This window comes from Mangrovibacillus sp. Mu-81, assembly GCF_036867415.1.
In the GTDB taxonomy this organism is placed as follows: domain Bacteria; phylum Bacillota; class Bacilli; order Bacillales; family Bacillaceae_B; genus Rossellomorea.
This window is the reverse complement of the sequence record NZ_JBAJHU010000001.1, coordinates 563,978-581,759: the sequence shown is the minus strand read 5'-3', so window position 1 is coordinate 581,759 and position 17,782 is coordinate 563,978. Positions and strand designations below refer to the sequence as shown.

The 17,782-nt window shown below is 43.7% G+C and carries 21 protein-coding genes and 1 pseudogene; 4 read left to right on the top strand and 18 right to left on the bottom strand.

What is annotated here, in order from left to right:
- Positions 1–103: 103 nt before the first annotated feature.
- The 5 genes from V6B33_RS03000 to V6B33_RS02980 form a co-directional block, all read right to left on the bottom strand.
- On the bottom strand, positions 104–2,557 hold the full coding sequence (locus V6B33_RS03000) for a heavy metal translocating P-type ATPase (protein WP_334216243.1): 2,454 nt from the start codon (positions 2,555–2,557) through the stop codon (positions 104–106).
- Between the two features lie 18 nt (positions 2,558–2,575).
- Positions 2,576–2,791, bottom strand: coding sequence for a copper ion binding protein (locus tag V6B33_RS02995; RefSeq protein ID WP_334216242.1), 216 nt, complete (start codon positions 2,789–2,791; stop codon positions 2,576–2,578).
- 25 nt (positions 2,792–2,816) lie between these two features.
- A complete protein-coding gene (locus V6B33_RS02990) occupies positions 2,817–3,278 on the bottom strand; it encodes a CopY/TcrY family copper transport repressor (RefSeq protein ID WP_334216241.1) in 462 nt (153 codons plus the stop codon).
- Positions 3,279–3,421: 143 nt separating this feature from the next.
- A complete protein-coding gene (locus V6B33_RS02985; RefSeq protein ID WP_334216240.1) occupies positions 3,422–4,102 on the bottom strand; it encodes an MBL fold metallo-hydrolase in 681 nt (226 codons plus the stop codon).
- Positions 4,103–4,246: 144 nt separating this feature from the next.
- Positions 4,247–4,447 carry a cold-shock protein gene (locus V6B33_RS02980; protein WP_034762315.1) on the bottom strand — a complete coding sequence of 67 codons (201 nt, stop codon included), beginning with the start codon at positions 4,445–4,447 and terminating at the stop codon, positions 4,247–4,249.
- Positions 4,448–4,743: 296 nt separating this feature from the next.
- Between V6B33_RS02980 and V6B33_RS02975 the strand changes: the two genes are divergently transcribed.
- A complete protein-coding gene (locus tag V6B33_RS02975) occupies positions 4,744–4,950 on the top strand; it encodes a hypothetical protein (protein ID WP_334216239.1) in 207 nt (68 codons plus the stop codon).
- A gap of 108 nt (positions 4,951–5,058) precedes the next feature.
- On the opposite strand, the gene V6B33_RS02970 is transcribed toward V6B33_RS02975, so the two are convergent.
- From V6B33_RS02970 to V6B33_RS02950, 6 genes and pseudogenes are all read right to left on the bottom strand, one after another.
- A complete protein-coding gene (locus V6B33_RS02970) occupies positions 5,059–5,259 on the bottom strand; it encodes a cold-shock protein (RefSeq protein ID WP_034762315.1) in 201 nt (66 codons plus the stop codon).
- A 159-nt stretch (positions 5,260–5,418) separates the two neighbouring features.
- Positions 5,419–5,685 (bottom strand): annotated as a pseudogene (locus V6B33_RS22030) (hypothetical protein).
- Between the two features lie 143 nt (positions 5,686–5,828).
- Positions 5,829–7,073, bottom strand: a complete 1,245-nt coding sequence (locus tag V6B33_RS02965; protein ID WP_334216238.1) for a DUF418 domain-containing protein — start codon at positions 7,071–7,073, stop codon at positions 5,829–5,831.
- Between the two features lie 133 nt (positions 7,074–7,206).
- A complete protein-coding gene (locus V6B33_RS02960) occupies positions 7,207–7,410 on the bottom strand; it encodes a hypothetical protein (RefSeq protein ID WP_334216237.1) in 204 nt (67 codons plus the stop codon).
- A 271-nt stretch (positions 7,411–7,681) separates the two neighbouring features.
- The gene (locus V6B33_RS02955; protein ID WP_334216236.1) at positions 7,682–8,446 is read right to left on the bottom strand and encodes a MerR family transcriptional regulator; all 765 of its coding nucleotides are present in this window, start codon (positions 8,444–8,446) and stop codon (positions 7,682–7,684) included.
- A 170-nt stretch (positions 8,447–8,616) separates the two neighbouring features.
- Positions 8,617–9,216 carry a vWA domain-containing protein gene (locus V6B33_RS02950; RefSeq protein WP_334216235.1) on the bottom strand — a complete coding sequence of 200 codons (600 nt, stop codon included), beginning with the start codon at positions 9,214–9,216 and terminating at the stop codon, positions 8,617–8,619.
- Positions 9,217–9,315: 99 nt separating this feature from the next.
- Here V6B33_RS02950 and V6B33_RS02945 point away from each other — a divergent pair, with 99 nt between their 5' ends.
- Positions 9,316–9,807: a hypothetical protein gene (locus V6B33_RS02945; RefSeq protein WP_334216234.1), complete on the top strand. Its 492-nt coding sequence runs from the start codon at positions 9,316–9,318 to the stop codon at positions 9,805–9,807.
- Positions 9,808–9,856: 49 nt separating this feature from the next.
- On the opposite strand, the gene V6B33_RS02940 is transcribed toward V6B33_RS02945, so the two are convergent.
- The 3 genes from V6B33_RS02940 to V6B33_RS02930 form a co-directional block, all read right to left on the bottom strand.
- Positions 9,857–10,729 carry an AraC family transcriptional regulator gene (locus tag V6B33_RS02940; protein ID WP_334216233.1) on the bottom strand — a complete coding sequence of 291 codons (873 nt, stop codon included), beginning with the start codon at positions 10,727–10,729 and terminating at the stop codon, positions 9,857–9,859.
- A gap of 95 nt (positions 10,730–10,824) precedes the next feature.
- The gene (locus tag V6B33_RS02935; RefSeq protein ID WP_334216232.1) at positions 10,825–11,823 is read right to left on the bottom strand and encodes an HAAS signaling domain-containing protein; all 999 of its coding nucleotides are present in this window, start codon (positions 11,821–11,823) and stop codon (positions 10,825–10,827) included.
- The gene (locus tag V6B33_RS02930; protein ID WP_334216231.1) at positions 11,810–12,157 is read right to left on the bottom strand and encodes a PadR family transcriptional regulator; all 348 of its coding nucleotides are present in this window, start codon (positions 12,155–12,157) and stop codon (positions 11,810–11,812) included. The genes V6B33_RS02935 and V6B33_RS02930 overlap by 14 nt, the downstream gene beginning before the upstream one ends.
- A 334-nt stretch (positions 12,158–12,491) precedes the next feature.
- On the opposite strand from V6B33_RS02930, the gene V6B33_RS02925 reads away from it, so the two are divergent.
- Together V6B33_RS02925 and V6B33_RS02920 are read left to right on the top strand one after the other, a co-directional pair.
- On the top strand, positions 12,492–13,109 hold the full coding sequence (locus V6B33_RS02925; protein WP_334216230.1) for a DUF47 domain-containing protein: 618 nt from the start codon (positions 12,492–12,494) through the stop codon (positions 13,107–13,109).
- 15 nt (positions 13,110–13,124) lie between these two features.
- Positions 13,125–14,123: an inorganic phosphate transporter gene (locus tag V6B33_RS02920; RefSeq protein WP_334216229.1), complete on the top strand. Its 999-nt coding sequence runs from the start codon at positions 13,125–13,127 to the stop codon at positions 14,121–14,123.
- Between the two features lie 55 nt (positions 14,124–14,178).
- Here V6B33_RS02920 and V6B33_RS02915 read toward each other — a convergent pair whose 3' ends face one another.
- The 4 genes from V6B33_RS02915 to V6B33_RS02900 form a co-directional block, all read right to left on the bottom strand.
- Complete coding sequence (locus V6B33_RS02915) at positions 14,179–14,688, bottom strand: response regulator (protein ID WP_334216228.1); 510 nt, start codon at positions 14,686–14,688, stop codon at positions 14,179–14,181.
- A gap of 73 nt (positions 14,689–14,761) precedes the next feature.
- Positions 14,762–15,787 carry a fatty acid desaturase gene (locus tag V6B33_RS02910; protein WP_334216227.1) on the bottom strand — a complete coding sequence of 342 codons (1,026 nt, stop codon included), beginning with the start codon at positions 15,785–15,787 and terminating at the stop codon, positions 14,762–14,764.
- Between the two features lie 238 nt (positions 15,788–16,025).
- Positions 16,026–16,697 carry a serine/threonine protein kinase gene (locus V6B33_RS02905; RefSeq protein WP_334216226.1) on the bottom strand — a complete coding sequence of 224 codons (672 nt, stop codon included), beginning with the start codon at positions 16,695–16,697 and terminating at the stop codon, positions 16,026–16,028.
- A 139-nt stretch (positions 16,698–16,836) separates the two neighbouring features.
- Complete coding sequence (locus V6B33_RS02900) at positions 16,837–17,781, bottom strand: TRM11 family SAM-dependent methyltransferase (RefSeq protein WP_334216225.1); 945 nt, start codon at positions 17,779–17,781, stop codon at positions 16,837–16,839.
- Position 17,782 lies beyond the last annotated feature (1 nt).

The window sequence follows — 17,782 nt, the reverse complement described above, 5'->3', positions numbered from 1 at the left end:
TGGTGCAATGGGTGTAGACCGACTTTCCCATAATGAAGAAAGACCCCCAACGAGCGCTGGAGGTCATCCATTCTTCTATACTCTTTACCATCCTCGTCACTCATCAGCTGGAAGATTTAAATCTTTTCAGGCGCAAAGCATTCAGCAATACCGATACAGAGCTGAAGCTCATGGCAGCCCCTGCAATCATCGGATTCAGCAGCGGTCCGCCAAACAGGTAAAGGATGCCCATAGCGACCGGGATTCCCAGGATGTTATAGGCAAATGCCCAGAATAGATTTTGTTTAATATTTCGAATTGTGGCTTTGCTTAGTTCGACTGCAGTCGGAACATCCATCAGGTCGCTTCTCATCAGGACGATGTCGGCTGATTCCATGGCGACGTCAGTCCCCGATCCAATGGCGATCCCGATATCAGCCTGCGCAAGGGCAGGGGCGTCATTGATGCCATCACCGACCATTGCGACTCTTCTACCTTCCTCCTGAAGTTTTTTGACTTCATTTGCTTTATCTTCAGGCAGTACTTCGCTCAGCACTCGGTCAATTCCAACCTGCCCGGCAATGGCTTCAGCGGTCCGCTTATTATCTCCGGTGATCATGGCGACTTCGATGCCCATATTGTGAAGCTTTTCGATGGCTTTGAAACTTGTTTCTTTGACCGTGTCTGCAACCGCAATGATACCTGCAATTTCTTCTTCGACTGCGATATACATCGGTGTTTTCCCTTCCGATGCCAGGCGATCTGAAGTATCGACCAAGTTCTTTAAGTCCACATCATTTTCATCCATGAGTTTACGGTTTCCAAGCAATAAATCCCTTCCGTCAATCGTCACTTCAAGTCCCTGACCTGTGATGGCGTCAAAGAATTCTGTTTTCAGAAGAGTCAGCCCTTTTGCCTCCGCTGCCCTGACAATCGCTTCACCAAGAGGATGCTCGGAACCTTTTTCAGCAGAAGCCGCCAGGATCAACAGCTCTTCTTCGGAGAAACCTTCAACAGTCACGATATTTGTTACAACGGGCTTCCCCTCCGTGATCGTTCCTGTTTTATCAAAGACGATTGTGTCTATCTTGTGCGTGGTTTCAAGTGCACCGCCACTTTTTATGAGAACACCATTTTCAGCACCTTTCCCGGTACCGACCATGATCGCCGTCGGGGTCGCGAGTCCAAGCGCACAAGGACAGGCGATAACGAGAATGGAAATGGCTACTGTGAATGCGAACAGCCCTGTTTCCCCTGCAAAATACCAGGCGAGACCCGTCAAGATGGATATACAAATGACGATCGGCACAAAATAACCGGAAATGATATCGGCCATTTTGGCAATCGGCGCTTTAGAACCTTGGGCATCTTCGACTAGTTTAATGATTTGGGACAGGGCCGTATCCTTTCCGACCTTGGTCGCTTCATAACGGATCGTCCCGTTTTTATTGATGCTCGCACCGATGATGGAAGACCCGGTTTTCTTTTCAACAGGAATGCTTTCTCCTGTCAGCATCGATTCGTCAACAGAAGTGGTTCCTTCGACCACGACACCATCAACCGGCATCTTCTCACCAGGTTTTACGATGATGATGTCGCCGGCTTCCACCTCTTCAATGGAAATCTCCACTTCCCGGCCTTCCTTTACGACTGTGGCTGTCTTGGGGGCAAGCCCCATCAGCTTCTTGATAGCTTCCGATGTTTTCCCTTTTGAGAGGGCTTCGAAATACTTTCCCAATGTGATCAACGTCAGGATGACAGCAGCTGATTCATAGTAGAGATCCTGCGCATAGCTTTCATTACCCGTTACAATGAAGATTGTGGCAATCAAGCTGTACAAGAATGCTGCACTTGTACCAAGCGCCACCAATGAATCCATATTGGGGTGGCGCTTGATCAATGTCTTGAAGCCAACTGTGAAAAATGGTTTTCCCATCACCATGACCGGTATTGTCAGGACGAGCTGGAGAATCGCGAATCCTGCAGGGTTCATCATCGGATCAATCGTTTCGGGCAGCGGCAAGCCGAACATATGGCCCATCGAGATAAGCAGAAGAGGGATCGTGAAAACCGCGGATACCCAGAAACGCTTCCACATATGTTTGATATGCTGCTCCTTCTTTTCCCTGTCTTCATCGACTGCATCTGCTGTATCCACATCTTCTTGAGCTTCATATCCCACATCGGAAACTGCTTTTTTGATGCCGGCAGTCGATAATAATGATGAATCATATTGAATGACCATCTTTTCTGTAGTCAGGTTGACACTTGATTCTTTCACGCCTTCAAGTTTACGGGTTGCCTTTTCAACTGATTGTACACACGAAGCGCAGGTCATGCCGGATACCGTGAATGTTTTCATTGCCATTTCCGTAACGGCTTTGTAGCCTGCATCATCAACAGCGCTTTTTATCTCATCCAGTGTGATTTCATTCTCATCAAAACGTATATTCAGTTTTTCAGTTGCCAGATTCACATTGGCTGCATGAACACCCGACAGTTTCTCTGTCGCTTTTTCAACCGCCTGCGAACATGACGCACATGTCATCCCTTCGATGCTTAACGTTTTTTCGGTCATCGTATGAGACCACCTTTATTATTTGATTGGTTCTGATTCGTAGCCTGATTCAGTGACCGCTTTGCTCAGACTATCAGGAGATTGCTTTGTTTCGTCGTATTTAACTTTTGCGGAAGCATTCTCAAGATCAACCTTTACTTTTTCCACTCCGTCAAGTTCATTAAGCGTTGTTTCTACTTTCTTCACGCAGTTTCCGCACGTCATACCTGTTACTTTCAATAATGTTTTTTCCATGTTTGAACACTCCTTAAATGATTTATTAATGCCGGCAGTCCATGCCGTGATCTTTTTTGCAGTTGCACTGGCCAGGGACGCAGTTGCATGCGATCTCTTCGACAGCGTCTTTTTTCTTTTTTTGTAAAGCTTCTCCAAGCAAGGCTATGTCGTCATGACTGAGTGTAGCCTCAGCAATCAAATCAGCAATTGTCTTGCCGACTGCACGGCTGCAGATATGAGTGAATAATCCTGATTTCAATGTTTTCAGGCTTTCTTCCTCGTTGACCGCGGCTGTGTAGATGAAGCGGTTGCCGGTCTTTTCTGTATGAAGCATACCTTTTTTGACCAGTCTCCCTATAAACGTCTTGGTCGTCGCAGGTTTCCACTCTTTTTTGTCTTCGAGGACTTTGCTGATTTCCTTACTTGTCACCTCTTTGAGCGTCCAGACAACCCTCATGACTTCCCATTCGGAATCCGTGATCTCAGGCTTTTCTTCATTGGACAATAGATATCACCTCAATCCGTTTACAATTGTAATCATTTTATATTTATAGTTTACAACTGTAATCGATTTTAGTCAATTATTTTATTTCATTTTTTCCCAAAAAAAATAGAGGCATGCCATTATTGAGGCAGCCTCTGCTTATATCATTGACACCTTTCAACATTAATAAGCATTTCTATAAACTCATTAATTGCTCCAATGAGCACTCCACCGTGGCCTGTGCACATGACATCTGAATCATAGCCTTGGATGGTTTTTAAACCATCAAGGAAGACTGGCAAGTCCGAGGCTGCTACCCCGCCGCCTTGGAGATACTCCACCCAAGCCTGTCTTAGTTCGTCTCCTTTTGAAACTAGACCTTCCTTCGATAATGGGTCTCCAAAGAAGCAAAGAAAGTCTCCTGTAAAAATGACGTTGGATTGGCGGTGATAGAAAATGACAGATCCCGGCGAGTGATAACCTACCCGACAATAGTCGAATCCATGCATAGTTCCTCGATCAGCTAGTGCAGGATCAAACCCCATAATCCCCTTGCCTTCCTCTTTAGGATGGATGACTTTCTTAGCCTTCTTAAACATATTGGCGCCTTCAATATGATCTTCGTGACCATGAGTGGCTAACACAAGTTTCACTTCATCCTCTGTTTTCCCAAGGTCATTCAACGCTTTCAAAAGTAAGTTCGAATGTTTTCCTTTACATGTATCGATCAAGGTTACTCCGTGTTCTTCTACAATCAAATAGCAGTTATTATAGGAATTCCATCCTGAATCCCAAAATGCAACTGCGTATATATCTTCTTTCACCTTTTCTACTATATAGTCCAATGACCTTCTCCTCCTGTCATAAATGTATTCAACAGGCTGATAGAAATATCCTCTTTTGCTTAAGGTAGAAATCGCAGGGAAGGAATAACGGTTTTCAAGAAAAAAAGGACCCTCATAATGAGGGTCCTTTTCCGGTAAAAGCTATTATGCTTTAACGACGTTAGTTGCTTGAAGTCCACGTTGACCTTGTTCAGTGTCAAACGTTACTTTTTGACCTTCGTCTAAAGATTTAAAGCCTTCGCCTTGGATAGCTGAGAAATGTACGAATACATCTTCTCCACCTTCGATTTCGATGAAACCGAAACCTTTTTCTGCGTTAAACCATTTTACTGTACCTTCTTGCATAATTATTTCCTCCTGCGTGGATTCGAGTCCACATTTTATTACTATTGTTGCTCAAGTTAGATATCAAAGGCGAAAAGTTTAAATACTTTCATTCCTTACAGACCGAACAAAAATAATTCTTTATTAGAATAACAGGTCCTAAAGGAAAATGCAAACATTCGAAAGTCCTATTTTTCCAGGTAATGCAAATTCATTCCTGCAGCAGCAGGATTTTCAGAAAAATCCTGACCTGAAATTGGTATTTAAAAGGGGAACACTTCATTTATGTCGAATATAAAAGGAAAGGGGATGGCCCAATGGATAAAAATCGATTACTTATGGAATTTAATCATGTCAGCCGCGGTAATTTCTTTTCTATAGAAATTGCTTCCAATGTGGATGGTGAAAGTATTGAGCAAATGACAAGGGAACTGGAGAAAGAGGGAAAGATCAAGATCAGAGAATGCGTTCAGAAAGAATCTTTGGTGTATGTGCAGGGAATCATCAAGTATTCCTCTACTTAGTTGAAGTAGGTGCCGGCAGTTGGATACATTTACATGTGCTTAAGCTGACGGCATTTTTTTGACAAAAAAAAGGACTCTCGGGATGAGAGTCCTTTCTTATTAAAGCAATTATGCTTTAACGACGTTAGTCGCTTGAAGTCCACGTTGACCTTGTTCAGTGTCAAACGTTACTTTTTGACCTTCGTCTAAAGATTTAAAGCCTTCGCCTTGGATAGCTGAGAAATGTACGAATACATCTTCTCCACCTTCGATTTCGATGAAACCGAAACCTTTTTCTGCGTTAAACCATTTTACTGTACCTTCTTGCATAATTATTTCCTCCTGCGTGGATTCAAGTCCACATTTTATTACTATTATTGCTCAATTAGATATCAAAGGCGAAAAGTTTAAATACTTTCATTCCTTACAGATGAACAAAAATAATTCTCCCTTAGATTAACAGGTATTGACGGGAAATGCAAATTTTATTTACGGTATTTTGACTTTTACATAAAAGCGAAGCTGAAACCACAAAAAAACAACTTCATTAGTGTGGACTCTATATACCGCTAATGATTTCCGCACAAGACTTCGCTTTCCGCGGGTAGCCCGTGAGCCTCCTCGTCGTGTTCGCTCCTGCGGGTAAGAAAAGCGGAGGGGCTTTGCTCAGAGGCGTGTGCCTCTAAGCCCCAGAGCTGGACAGGTCTCACATTGGCTACTCTTCCCGCAGGAGTCTGCGTCTTGCACTCCAATCAACCGCTGGAACATGCTAAAATGAATAACAACCTCTAACTGGCCCGATAAAAAAATCCGAACTAACTCAAACTCCAATTTGTGAATTTGAATTAAAGCTCGGATTTTTATTAAGCAAAAAACATTATCCAAAGCTTGACTATCTTTTATACTGCTTTTTCATTACCAGAATCTTCGGTTCTTTCTTTTTTTGACATAGGTTGAAGTTTGAGATAGGTAAATGATCTCCACAACCATTCAAATGGTCCGAACCTGTACTTCTTCAGCCACCAGGAGCTGAATACAAGTTGGAGGGAGAAGATAAATAGGCAGATGACGGTTCCCAGCCAGAGACTTACATCTCCATAAAACCCCAATCCTACGAACAGCCCGACAGAAAGGATTGTTTGCATCAGGTAATTTGTCAGCGCCATCTGACCTGTGTAACCAAGCGGTCGAAGCTTCCGCTGCCACTTTTCTTTCCTAAGCAACAGGGTGAGGGATGAAATGTAAAAGAAGCATAGCGTTAATCCGCTTAAGCTCGTAAACACCTGCACGACAAATTCCTGCTTCACACCAAGATCCCAAGCCTTCGTCATATACATGGCAAGAATCCCAACGAGGGGTGCACTGATCACGAAAGACAAAGTCCGTATTTTCTTAAAGAAGGACAAGTGCCCATCTACGTCACGGAAGATACCAGCTTTTCCTGCTGCCAATCCGAATAGGAACATCGCGAATACAGGGAACATTGCCGGGATTAAGTTTGCGAGCATTGCAGGAACTTCTGTACCAAGACGGTAAGAGACCCACTCTGCATACCCTGCATGTTCGTATACATGCAAATATTCTTCCATACTGCCGTATAGCATGCTGGATGCAGATGCGGATTCTGTGTCTTCAAGGATGCTTGCCGGGATCAACAGCATCAGGCTGAACAACGCGTTGATGGCAAACAACAGACTGAATGCCCAGATGACCATAGTCTTGATCTTTCTTTTATAGAAGAACAGAAGCAGTAAACCTGCGATGGCATACGTATGGAGAATATCCCCGAACCAAAGCCCGATTAAATGGGCAGCCCCGAACAGCAGCAAGGCGAAGATCCTTCTCAGGTACAGCCTGTTCATACGCAATCCCTTCTCTTCGGCACGGCTCATAAAGATATAAAATCCAAGACCGAATAAGAATGAAAAAATCGTGAAAAATTTCATGTCTACAAACAATGCAAAAAACACATCAATCCAGTGATCCAATCCACTGAAATCGTTAGGAATCCCATATATTGATTTCATGAAATCAGGTGAATGGAATGCTGGCATATTCACCAGGAATATACCGAATAATGCAAAACCGCGAATGATGTCAAGGGTGACCATCCGTTCTTTTCCCAAAACTGGTGTCGACTTCATTTGTTCTCTCCTCTAATAATCACTGTATATATTTGGTATTTCACTCTATAAAATTATACAACAAAAAATCAACAAGAGTGTAGGGTTTTTTATGTTCATCTATAACACCAGCATCCTTCAATAATTCTGTTTCTTACCTTCCCACAATGGTACGCTCTTTCTTTATATGCTGTAAAGTCACAACCAGGCCGATAAATCCTGCAGTAAATGAGCCGGGCAGACTGTATAACAGATATTTCCAATTGTCGCTCATTACTGATATAAATGTGAAAATGACAGGAAAACCGATTAATACAAATAATGCCACAAAAAGTGCTAGTTTTGTTCCTGTTTTCATGCTGACCATCCTTTCTTTTTCAAGTATGTTCAGATAATATCCAACGAGTATAATAGTTCTAGGTTCTCTCAAAAAATTCCTCTATATATATTGTATTAACAACGAATGAAGGAAATGTTTAATACCAAAACCACATATCTACTGGCACCGTAGATATAATAAAGCAGACATCAAGGATTTTACGTTACCATCCTTACTGTCTGCTTTATATTTCAATATGATTTTCGACTTAATCCTTTTTTTGCCCTTCAGATACAATTGACATAAAGGATTACTTCTTCATCCCAGTATACACATAAATGGAGTCTCTCAGGAATTCCGCGACACCGTCCCTCTCTTTGTCGTAGTAGGATTTGAACCGTTCATCTGCCACATACATATCCCCGAGTCCGGCATGTGCTTCCTTGCTGTATTTCGGCCAGTACATCGAAATCCATTGTTTGTGCAGATCGGCGGCTTTCTGTGCGGGAGCACTTGATGGATCGCCCGTTTTGACTGCTTCTGCAAGTGTTTGATGAATGTCTTCCGCAAGCTTGTTTGCCAGGTCAAAATCTTCCTGGGACATATTCTGAAGCTTCGCATTCGATTGGTCGACGGTTTCGTCACCATATTTCTCCCTGACTTCATTTCCGTATTTCCGCTCATTCTCGTCAATCATGTTTCTTTTGAATCCTTCAAACTTTTCTTTATCAGACATGGTTGTTCTCCCTTCTTTCACGGCGATGGTTTTATCGACATTGGCTATCAGCAAATCGAGCTGCTTTCTCTTCGCGAGTAATTGATCGCGATGTTCAGCCAATGCATGTGAAACGTCAAAAGCGGGATCGTCCAGAATATCCTTTATTTGATCGAGGCCAACACCCAGTTCTTTGTAAAAGAGTATATGCTGCAGCTTTTCGACTTCATTCTCCCCGTAGATCCGATATCCGGATGAATTGATCCTGGCCGGCTTCAGTATCCCGATTTCATCATAATACCGGAGTGTCCGGGTGCTTACGCCTGCTAACTTTCCTAATTTCAATATGGTGTATTCCATTGATCTCACCTCCTGACAATTTAACTGTACACCTTGACGCACCGTGAAGGTAAAGGGGTTTTATGAATTTTTTTTAATCTTTCCATAAACATCTTGGTAATAGCGGTTTTTCATTCGAACTAACACCACTGTTGATTTCTGAGCAACAGTCTGATCCACCGCCACCAGCCTTATTTAATCAAATCCTCATCCATCCGTTTCTCAGATACGACGTCACAAGCAAGGTCATACATCTTCCCCACCCCCTCATTGGATGCCTCGAAAGAAAACGCCTGTTCCTTAGGAATACCGATGGAATCCGCTTCTCCCACAGCATCGATATTGGCTCCCATGAAAATGAATTCCCAATTGTATTTCTCCTGCTGGTGATTGATCATTTTTTTCACTTTATCATACGAATACTCTCGGCTCGAGTTTTCCATTCCGTCAGTGGTGATTACGAAGATGACGTTACCGGGTCTCTTGTCTTCACTCATTTGGGACAGTCTCCTGCCTACTTCTGAAATCGTTTTGCCGACGGCGTCAAGCAGGGCGGTGCACCCCCTCACATAATACTCATGATCGGTCAGTCTTGCATGATGTGCATCAATGCCGTTCCATAGAATTTCTGTCTGATCATCAAACAGAACGGTCGTCAAATACGTTACACCTTTCATTTTACACTGTCTTTCAATTAAAGCATTGAATCCACCGATTGTATCGTCCTCAAGCCCTCCCATCGATCCGCTTCTGTCCAGAAGAAAAATGATTTCTGTTTTATTCTTGTTCATATTCAACATCCTTCCTGATTGGTTCATGCTATAATCATAATAAAAATAATCCAATATTTGGTCGCCTTGAAAGCGACATTATAGGAGGAGGCTGACCCTTTGCTTCACAAAAAGATATTAGAGGAATTGCAGGAATACATAGACTTTCATCTTACTCGTGATGAACTTGATTTCTGCCTTGAAGCTCCGCACCCTATTTATAAAGAGGAAATGCTATCGAGTGAACTGGAGGATTTCATCGTCAAGAACCAGAAACCGACGCTTAACCAGATTCTATTCAGCTATATTGATGAGAAAGGCGTAAGTGATTCTGTCATCTACAAGAAAGCCGGACTGGATCGCAGACACTTCTCGAAGATCCGGTCCAACCCCGATTACCGTCCGAAGAAACAGACGGCCATCGCCCTGGCACTTGCGTTGGAGCTGGGGATGGACGACACAGAGGAACTCTTAAGTGCGGCAGGGTATTCCCTGTCAGACAGTGATAAGTCTGATCTTGTTATCCGTTTTTGTCTGGAGAGGAAAATTTACGATCTGCATACGGTTAATGAGGCGCTTGATCATGTTCAGTTGAAACCATTGAATGCATGACAAAAAAACAGAGCATGGGATGCCTGCTCTGTTTCTTGAATTAGACCGATTACCGTTTCCGGACCGGTATCCATATCTCACTTTTAAACACCGGTGAAGTCACGTCCTTATGCTCGTTCCAGAGAATTTCAGGCCCCTCCACCTGTTCATAATTCGATGAAGGAAACCATTCGGAGTAAATCCGCCCCCATACATTCTGTAATGTTTCAGGAAATGGCCCGACTGCTTCGAATACAGCCCACGAAGATGCCGGCACTTCCAATGTTGTGAAGTGTTCCGGACAATCTTTCGTGGTTGCCGCGCCGATATAGTGGTCAAGTTCCCCTTTCTCCTCCATTCTTCCTTCTGAAAAATTGGCCGAGGCACTGATCAATCCAGATGGCTTAATATTGGAAAGCTGTTTCATTTCCTTGATCGTGTTTTCATTCAGGCTTTGCCACATGGAGGCAATTTCCGGGTTTACCCCATTGAAAATAATCGGCACTCTTTTCTTTATTCCGGCAATCCGGAAGCGTTCTTTTTCTTCGATACGATAATTCATTTCTGTCCCTCCATCTATGGTTAATCGGAAGGTCATTTTTGGAAAGGCTTTGAGTGCACTGCCGTCTTCCCTGGCTTCTGTCGGGGTGCACCCGTGAAACTCTTTGAAAGCCCTGGTGAATGAATCAGGTGAACGGTATCCGAATGTAACAGCAGCATCGATCACTTTCACGTGCTGATCCCTCAATTCCTGTGCAGCAATCGTAAGCCGCCTGCGCCGGATATAGTCCGAGAGGCTGATGCCTGACAGATATGAAAACATCCGTTGAAAATGATACTCCGAACAAGCAGCCCGCATAGCCGCTTCTTTCAAATCGATCTCATCTGACAGCTGTGCTTCAATATAGGTTAATGCCTCATTCATTTTCTGAAGTGAATCCAATGGAATGACCTCCTTTACAACAATAGAATAGCAGGATTTTCATGGGTCCATCCGACAAGTTCATACCGGATATTGCAGGCTTCCCTTGTTAATAATCATTGCGCCTTGCTCTTTCTGAATCCTTCAAAGCTGTTCAAGCCTGCAAAGAACAGGAAGATGGCGCTTGATCCCCAGACAATCCGGGATACAAACTCGTCGGCACCCACGTTGAATAGATCGGACGTGTAGGTAATGAATTCCGGTTGAAAGACGTTGGGATTCGTCACGATGACAATGAACACCAGTGTTGCAATGACTTCATAGATTGTGTTGAAAAAGGCGATTCTTTTCGTCCACTGCTTCTTTACTAATTTGTAAAGAGCCAATGCAATTTCAAACCCGATGATGACGATCACTGCCGGCCAGTATCCATTTAATACTTCCTGATTCATTGAAGGGGTGACGAAGACCAATCCGTCCCCGTTGCTTTCGTATATGCCCAGAAGCTTATTGGCATAGAAATAAACCGTTGCCCAAATGGCGGTCCATAGAAGACTTCCGAATACCTCGTATTTAGAGATGCTTCTCTTTTTAGGAATATAGGTGATCTTTTTCAAATCATCCGGCGTCCATTTTTTCAAGTCGGTTGTAAGTGGTGCGGTGTCCTTCCCTTTATCCGCCCGCTCGATAATCGCAAAAGTCAATGTAAGCCAGAAAAACACTTGCATCCCCACTTCGATGATTCTCCATATTCCTTCTCCCATAATAGTAAGCACAATATCCAGGACTGCTTTTCCTTCTGTCGGCGAGAAGATATATTCTGCGACAAGGGAGATGAGGGAAATGACAGATGCGATCGGCAGAATCATTTTAATCAGTGAAATATACACGTCATAATATCGTGGACCGATCAGATGCATCGGTCTATCACTGTAATTACCTGCAAGGACCGCCGGATTCCCCATTTCGGACAGAACTTCTTTCACGTCTTCCTCTGTATACTCCTCAGGCAGCATATCCCCGATTGCCGACCTCAGTTCAAGGGCGATATCCTCACGATTCTTCTCAGGCAGCCTGCGTGTCACTTCCCCGATATACACATCAATCAGATTCATCGTTTTCCTCTCCTTCCAATAATTGATGCAGTTCTTGCGTATTCTTGATCCATTCTTCTTTTAATTTCAGAAATACTTCGATTCCATAATCACTGAGCACGTAATATTTACGCGGTCTTGTCTCCGATGTATCCCAGCTGCTCGTCACGAGTTCCTGTTTCTCAAGTCTGCGAAGAAGTGGATACAGCGTACTTTGTTCAATCGTGATTCCGGATTTCTCCAGACGATGAACAAGTGAATACCCGTACTGGGGAGTGCGCAATTGGCTTAATACGGCTAATGTAAGGTTCCCTCTCCTCAATTCTGTCAGTAATGAATGCAGTAAGTTACTCATTTATTCACCCCGTCTCATACAACACTGTGTATCGTACACTATATATATACTATATGACATACACTATTGTTTGTGCAATATTAATTTAATATTTTTGTATCTTAGCCATCTTTTGTACCACACTAAAGAGAGGGAAACTGTTTTATCAGCTGCAATTGTATTGTTTACTGGGAAAATTCGATTAATAAAGTCCATTGTGTTTAAATTTCAATTCTCTTCAGGTAAATTTCACGTAAAAATTTTTTTATTTGCCGCTACCTCTTTTCGACAAATTAAGCTATTATTATATAGCCTGGCAATTAAATTTAGGATTAATTTGGAGGTTCGAAACGAAATGGTTTTTAAGAAAAAAGATAAGTTTGCCATTCTTCTGAGCAATATTGCTGTTAATTTAAAGGAAGGCGCTCATTATTTCGATGACTACAAAATCACGAATATCAGTGATTTAAAGACGTTTTCCGGTCATATGAAGGAACTTGAAACGAAGGGTGACAGCTATGTTCACGAGGTGATCAAGGATTTAAATAAAGTCTTTATTACACCGATTGAACGTGAAGACATTCTTGCATTGGCGATGAGCATGGACGATGTGCTGGACGGACTGGAGCATACCTCTGCGATGTTCGAAATGTACAATATCACTCAAGCAGACGAATATATGCTGAAATTCGTGGAAGCAATCCGACAAAGCAGTGATGAAATCGAAGCGGCAGTCGAGCTGTTATCGACGAAAAAGTGGACGCGAATTCATGAACATGCCATTAAAATAAAAGATTTGGAATCAAAATGTGACGGGATTCTCCGACAATCGATCAAGCATCTGTTCAACACTGAAAAAGACCCGATCCGCATAATTCAATATAAAGAAATTTATGAAGAACTTGAGCAGGTAGCAGATTATTGCCAGCATGTAGCTAATACATTCGAAGCCATTATCATGAAGAATGCGTAAGGAGCTTAATCAGGTATGGATACAGTACTAATTTTAACCATTTTAATTGTGGCCGCTGCCCTGGCATTTGATTTCATTAATGGTTTCCATGACACGGCAAACGCCATTGCCACATCCGTTTCTACCAAGGCACTTAAACCGAGACACGCGATCGTCCTTGCTGCTGTCATGAACTTCGTGGGGGCCATGACGTTTACCGGGGTGGCAAAAACAATCACAAAAGACATTGTCGATCCATTCACACTCGAAAACGGGACAACCGTAATCCTTGCGGCGCTCCTCGCTGCGATCGCATGGAATCTTATCACCTGGTATTACGGGATCCCCAGCAGCTCATCCCACGCCCTGATCGGTTCCATCGCAGGCGCTGCCATTGCTGCAGCAGGGATTTCGGCACTGAATTACGGTGGTTTCATCAAAATCATCCAGGCGTTGATCTTTTCACCGATTCTTGCCTTCATTATCGGTTTCATAGTCTACAGCATTTTCAAAGTGGTATTCAAGAACAGCAACCTGTCGAAAACAAACCGGAATTTCCGGTTCATCCAGATTGCGACAGCTGCTCTTCAATCGTTTACTCACGGTACGAATGATGCTCAAAAAGCAATGGGGATCATTACGATGGCGCTGATTGTGAACAATTATCAAACATCCGATGATATCCAGACATGGGTTCAATTCTCCTGTGCACTTGCCATGGGTCTTGGAACATCCATCGGGGGCTGGAAGATCATCAAGACAGTCGGCGGGAAGATCATGAAAATCCGTCCTGTCAACGGAGTCGCTGCCGATTTGACGGGGGCCGCGGTCATCTTCGGTGCAACGGCCATTCATTTACCTGTCAGTACGACACATGTCATTTCCTCATCCATCCTCGGTGTGGGTTCCGCTCACAGATTAAAGGGAGTGAAATGGGGAACGGCTCAAAGAATGCTGATAACGTGGGTCATCACCCTTCCGATTTCAGCATCACTGGCTGCAATCTTTTACTATATCTTGAATCTATTCTTTTAACAGCAAAAGGTCTGTCCTCGGCGAATTCACTCGCCAAGAACAGACCTTTATTATGTTATCCCGCAGGTAATTTCATTCGATTGATCAGGGTTGAGAAGTAACTCTTCGGTTCTATTGGAGGGGCATCTTTGATTAGCGAAATCGCATCTTCCTCATTCAGCTGAGCATTGGACTTTTCATCAATGAGCTCAGAAGCGTAAATCCGGGAGTCCCCCATGATTTTTCGTATAGAAGAAATCAATTCCTCACTGGGACTGTCCTTGAGTAAAAACCCTTTGACATCCGCTTTCAAGACCCGCTCGTAATACCCCTGCCCCGGGAAAGTCGTTAGAATGATGACTTTGCTGACTGAATCTTTTAACGCAAGTGCCGCTTCCAGTCCATCTTTACGGGGCATTTCCAGATCCATGATACAAATGTCCGGGTGCAGCCGCCCCACGGCCTCAACTGCTTCTTCCCCGTCACTCACCAAACCGACCACTTCCATATCATCTTCTAAATCAAGAAGGGAACCAATCGTCCCAAGCATCAACTCTTGATCCTCTGCAATCACGATTCGAATCATAGTATGTCTCTCCTTATACGGCCTTACTAAATAACGACTCCCCTTTTCACAAGGGGAGTCATTGGATGGACGTTTACAGTTCAGGTTTCGCCTCAGTTGAAATGCTCGATTTCGGTAATGATTTGACATCTTTAAAGCTCACAAAGTTCTTTCTTTCCTCATCCCACAAGCGGAAACGAAGCGATGTTAAGCTTGTCGCCAATGTAATCGTCGGTACATGCTGTAAGTCAGGGATGCTGTTGTGTGTCTCTTCAAGTCTGTAGTTCGGTACTCTTGGGCTTAAATGGTGAATATGGTGATAGCCGATATTACCAGTCAAGAATTGAAGTACTTTAGGAAGCTTGTAGAAAGAACTTCCTTCTACCGCGGCTAACACATACTGCCACTCTTTGTCTTCTTCAAAGTATGAATCTTCAAATGTGTGCTGTACATAAAACAGCCATATGCCTGCTGCACCGGAAATCATGAAGATCGATCCTTGTACAATCAGGAACTGCTGCCAGCCCACCGTCACACAAAGAAGGGCAATAACAGCCACGAGGATGGCATTCACTAAATACGTGTTCATTCTTTCTTTTTTTCTTGCACCTTTGCGGTTAAATCTGTTTTTGATCAGGAAGACCCAAACCGGGCCCAATACAAACATGACGATCGGATTGCGGTAGAAGCGATAAGCCAAACGCAATTTAAGCGGCGCCGCTCTGTATTCATCCACTGTAAGTGTCCAAATATCTCCGGTACCACGTTTATCCAGGTTACCGCTTGTTGCATGGTGAACGGTATGTTCATGTCCCCATTGGTCGAACGGGAAGACAGTGATGACACCGAGCGCCGTCCCGACAATCCGGTTCGTGCGGCGGCTCTTGAAGAAATTGTAGTGTGTACAATCATGGAAAATGATGAAGATCCTTGTCAGGAACCCTGCCGCAATCACCATCGGAACCAATGCGAGCCAATAGGAAACGAAAAGGCTTTGATAGGCAAGAATCCACAGAATTATAAACGGGATCACCGTGTTAATCAGCTGTAATATACTTTCTTTTGTTGTTCCCTTCTCAAAGGGTGCTACTTGTTTTTTCAGAGTTTTAAGGTTTGCCATTAATTTAAATCCCCTTTTCTTTGGGTTGTAAGATAACTATATAGGAAGTAGAAAAACTTGTTTAGTAGTAGGTGTCATAGGCAGAGTATGACAGATGTCATGTTGGAGGGGATATTTTCACAAAAAAAGTGCCTGAATCCCGGTTTAATCATGTTTTAGGGTACCCGGAATCAGGCTGAAAAATAATGTTTTTTTATGAAATAAGTGTGTTTTTACTATTTTTTATGAATCGGCTGTATCAATCTTTCCTGAATAAAGTGAACTTCAGCACGATTTTCATAAATTCTTCGTAGGAAGAGTTCCACTGGTTGTACCATTTACGGACGGTTTCGACCAGCCAGAACGGGACGGCCTTGCCGTCGATCAGATGGTAATATTCTTCGTAGCCTTTCTTAAGGTGTTCCCAGCGGAAATCATTGCCGGGCAGCACATACTCGGATACGTCAATGATTTTGGCACGGCCGTCCTGCATCAGGATATTCTTCAAGTGGATATCACGTGGATTCAGATCTTTTTCACGCACATAATCCCTTGCGTCTTCTACATCGTTCACGACTTGTTCCGGGATATGAATGCCCTGGAGGATACAGTCGAAGAGCGTGATTCCTTCTTCATAGCTCAATACGAGGAATGTATCGTAAGCCGCATAACAAGTAGAGAAGAAAGGGGAGTCGCCAATAATATTATAGACTTTTTCTTCTATCTTTATTTTTGATGCTTTATCTTCTGCGTATAGTTTAAAGGCATACCCGGGAACATCAAGGTGCTGAAAGACTGCCGCATCTGTTCCGACGCCGACACACCTCAGCCGGTCATGACCGCCGTCGATCGTCACGGGCTGGTTATCAGGGTTTGAAGATACTGTGACATTGGACAGAGAATGAATTGCCTCTTCCCATTTATGATTCATGTCATTCTCCCTTCGTTAACGTAACTGGAATCGGTTACTATCTTATATCTTATTCGCATAAATATAGCATTTAGTACCCTGACAGTTCAACTTATGACCCTTTAGAAATTTCTATCAGTGCATCCTTATTCAGGAGGGGTCATTCGCAGACAATCACGTGGCGGACAAAGTTCCCTTTCGCGACTGCGCATCGGTCTGTTAGTTGAAATCCTGCTTCAAGAATGACCTGGTCGACATCCTCAACCGTGACGATAACGACTTTTGAAGCAAAAGCCTTTGCCCGTTGAAGCATTTGAAGCTGCTCCTCCCGGGTGATGACTGAGCACAGGTTATAGGGAAGGTCGATGATAGCCGCGTCATAATTGCCATTCACATCCCGGACATCCTTTAATGTTACTTCCCCCGTAAGGCCAAAGTGAGCGATATTCTCCCTGACCCCGGGAAGAATCAATGGATTCCTGTCGCTCCCGACAATGTCCATTCCCATCGATAGTGCCTCGACCAGCACGGTTCCGATTCCGCAGCAGGGATCGATGAGTTTCTTGCCTTTGGGGTCCGGTGCCGCAATATTGACCACGGCTCTTGCGACACGCGTACCGAGAGCAGTCGAATAGCTGTGCGGCTTCCATTGATGCTTCAGCCATATTGCTTCGTTTTTTGCATACTCCCCGAGAATCCATCTGTCACCGGTGTTAATGATTCCAAGCAGGATATCGGGATTGACGAGTTCTGCTTCTCCTTTTAAATGAAGCCCGACTTCTTTCTCGATTTCGCGAAGCTTGTTAAAGCCCACCTTTTCGTGGTCGGGATTTTGCGTGAATATGATTTTAAAGCCATCAAATGACTCCAGGTTTTTCACTTCTTCTATTAAATCTTCCAAGCTGGCACCTTCACAGATCGCGCTGAGTCTCTCCCTGATGAATGGACTTCTGCTTGGATCGATTTCAAGAGGACTTTCAAGAATGCCGGATTGGGAGTCAACGCCGAATAATGCCCGCCTTTCCATGGCACATAAAGCTTCTTCGTTCGGCTCCCATGAAAAAGTATAAACATATGCACGGGGTGCCATCGTTAAAGTTTTCATC

Coding starts and splice junctions, on each gene's coding strand:
- V6B33_RS02900 (WP_334216225.1), bottom strand. CDS start 17,781: ATGAAAACTTTAACGATGGCACCCCGTGCATATGTTTATACTTTTTCA.
- V6B33_RS02960 (WP_334216237.1), bottom strand. CDS start 7,410: ATGAAAACAGGAACAAAACTAGCACTTTTTGTGGCATTATTTGTATTA.
- V6B33_RS03000 (WP_334216243.1), bottom strand. CDS start 2,557: ATGACCGAAAAAACGTTAAGCATCGAAGGGATGACATGTGCGTCATGT.
- V6B33_RS02930 (WP_334216231.1), bottom strand. CDS start 12,157: ATGAGTAACTTACTGCATTCATTACTGACAGAATTGAGGAGAGGGAAC.
- V6B33_RS02975 (WP_334216239.1), top strand. CDS start 4,744: ATGGATAAAAATCGATTACTTATGGAATTTAATCATGTCAGCCGCGGT.
- V6B33_RS02920 (WP_334216229.1), top strand. CDS start 13,125: ATGGATACAGTACTAATTTTAACCATTTTAATTGTGGCCGCTGCCCTG.
- V6B33_RS02935 (WP_334216232.1), bottom strand. CDS start 11,823: ATGAATCTGATTGATGTGTATATCGGGGAAGTGACACGCAGGCTGCCT.
- V6B33_RS02910 (WP_334216227.1), bottom strand. CDS start 15,787: ATGGCAAACCTTAAAACTCTGAAAAAACAAGTAGCACCCTTTGAGAAG.
- V6B33_RS02995 (WP_334216242.1), bottom strand. CDS start 2,791: ATGGAAAAAACATTATTGAAAGTAACAGGTATGACGTGCGGAAACTGC.
- V6B33_RS02905 (WP_334216226.1), bottom strand. CDS start 16,697: ATGAATCATAAATGGGAAGAGGCAATTCATTCTCTGTCCAATGTCACA.
- V6B33_RS02950 (WP_334216235.1), bottom strand. CDS start 9,216: ATGAACAAGAATAAAACAGAAATCATTTTTCTTCTGGACAGAAGCGGA.
- V6B33_RS02925 (WP_334216230.1), top strand. CDS start 12,492: ATGGTTTTTAAGAAAAAAGATAAGTTTGCCATTCTTCTGAGCAATATT.
- V6B33_RS02965 (WP_334216238.1), bottom strand. CDS start 7,073: ATGAAGTCGACACCAGTTTTGGGAAAAGAACGGATGGTCACCCTTGAC.
- V6B33_RS02955 (WP_334216236.1), bottom strand. CDS start 8,446: ATGGAATACACCATATTGAAATTAGGAAAGTTAGCAGGCGTAAGCACC.
- V6B33_RS02970 (WP_034762315.1), bottom strand. CDS start 5,259: ATGCAAGAAGGTACAGTAAAATGGTTTAACGCAGAAAAAGGTTTCGGT.
- V6B33_RS02915 (WP_334216228.1), bottom strand. CDS start 14,688: ATGATTCGAATCGTGATTGCAGAGGATCAAGAGTTGATGCTTGGGACG.
- V6B33_RS02980 (WP_034762315.1), bottom strand. CDS start 4,447: ATGCAAGAAGGTACAGTAAAATGGTTTAACGCAGAAAAAGGTTTCGGT.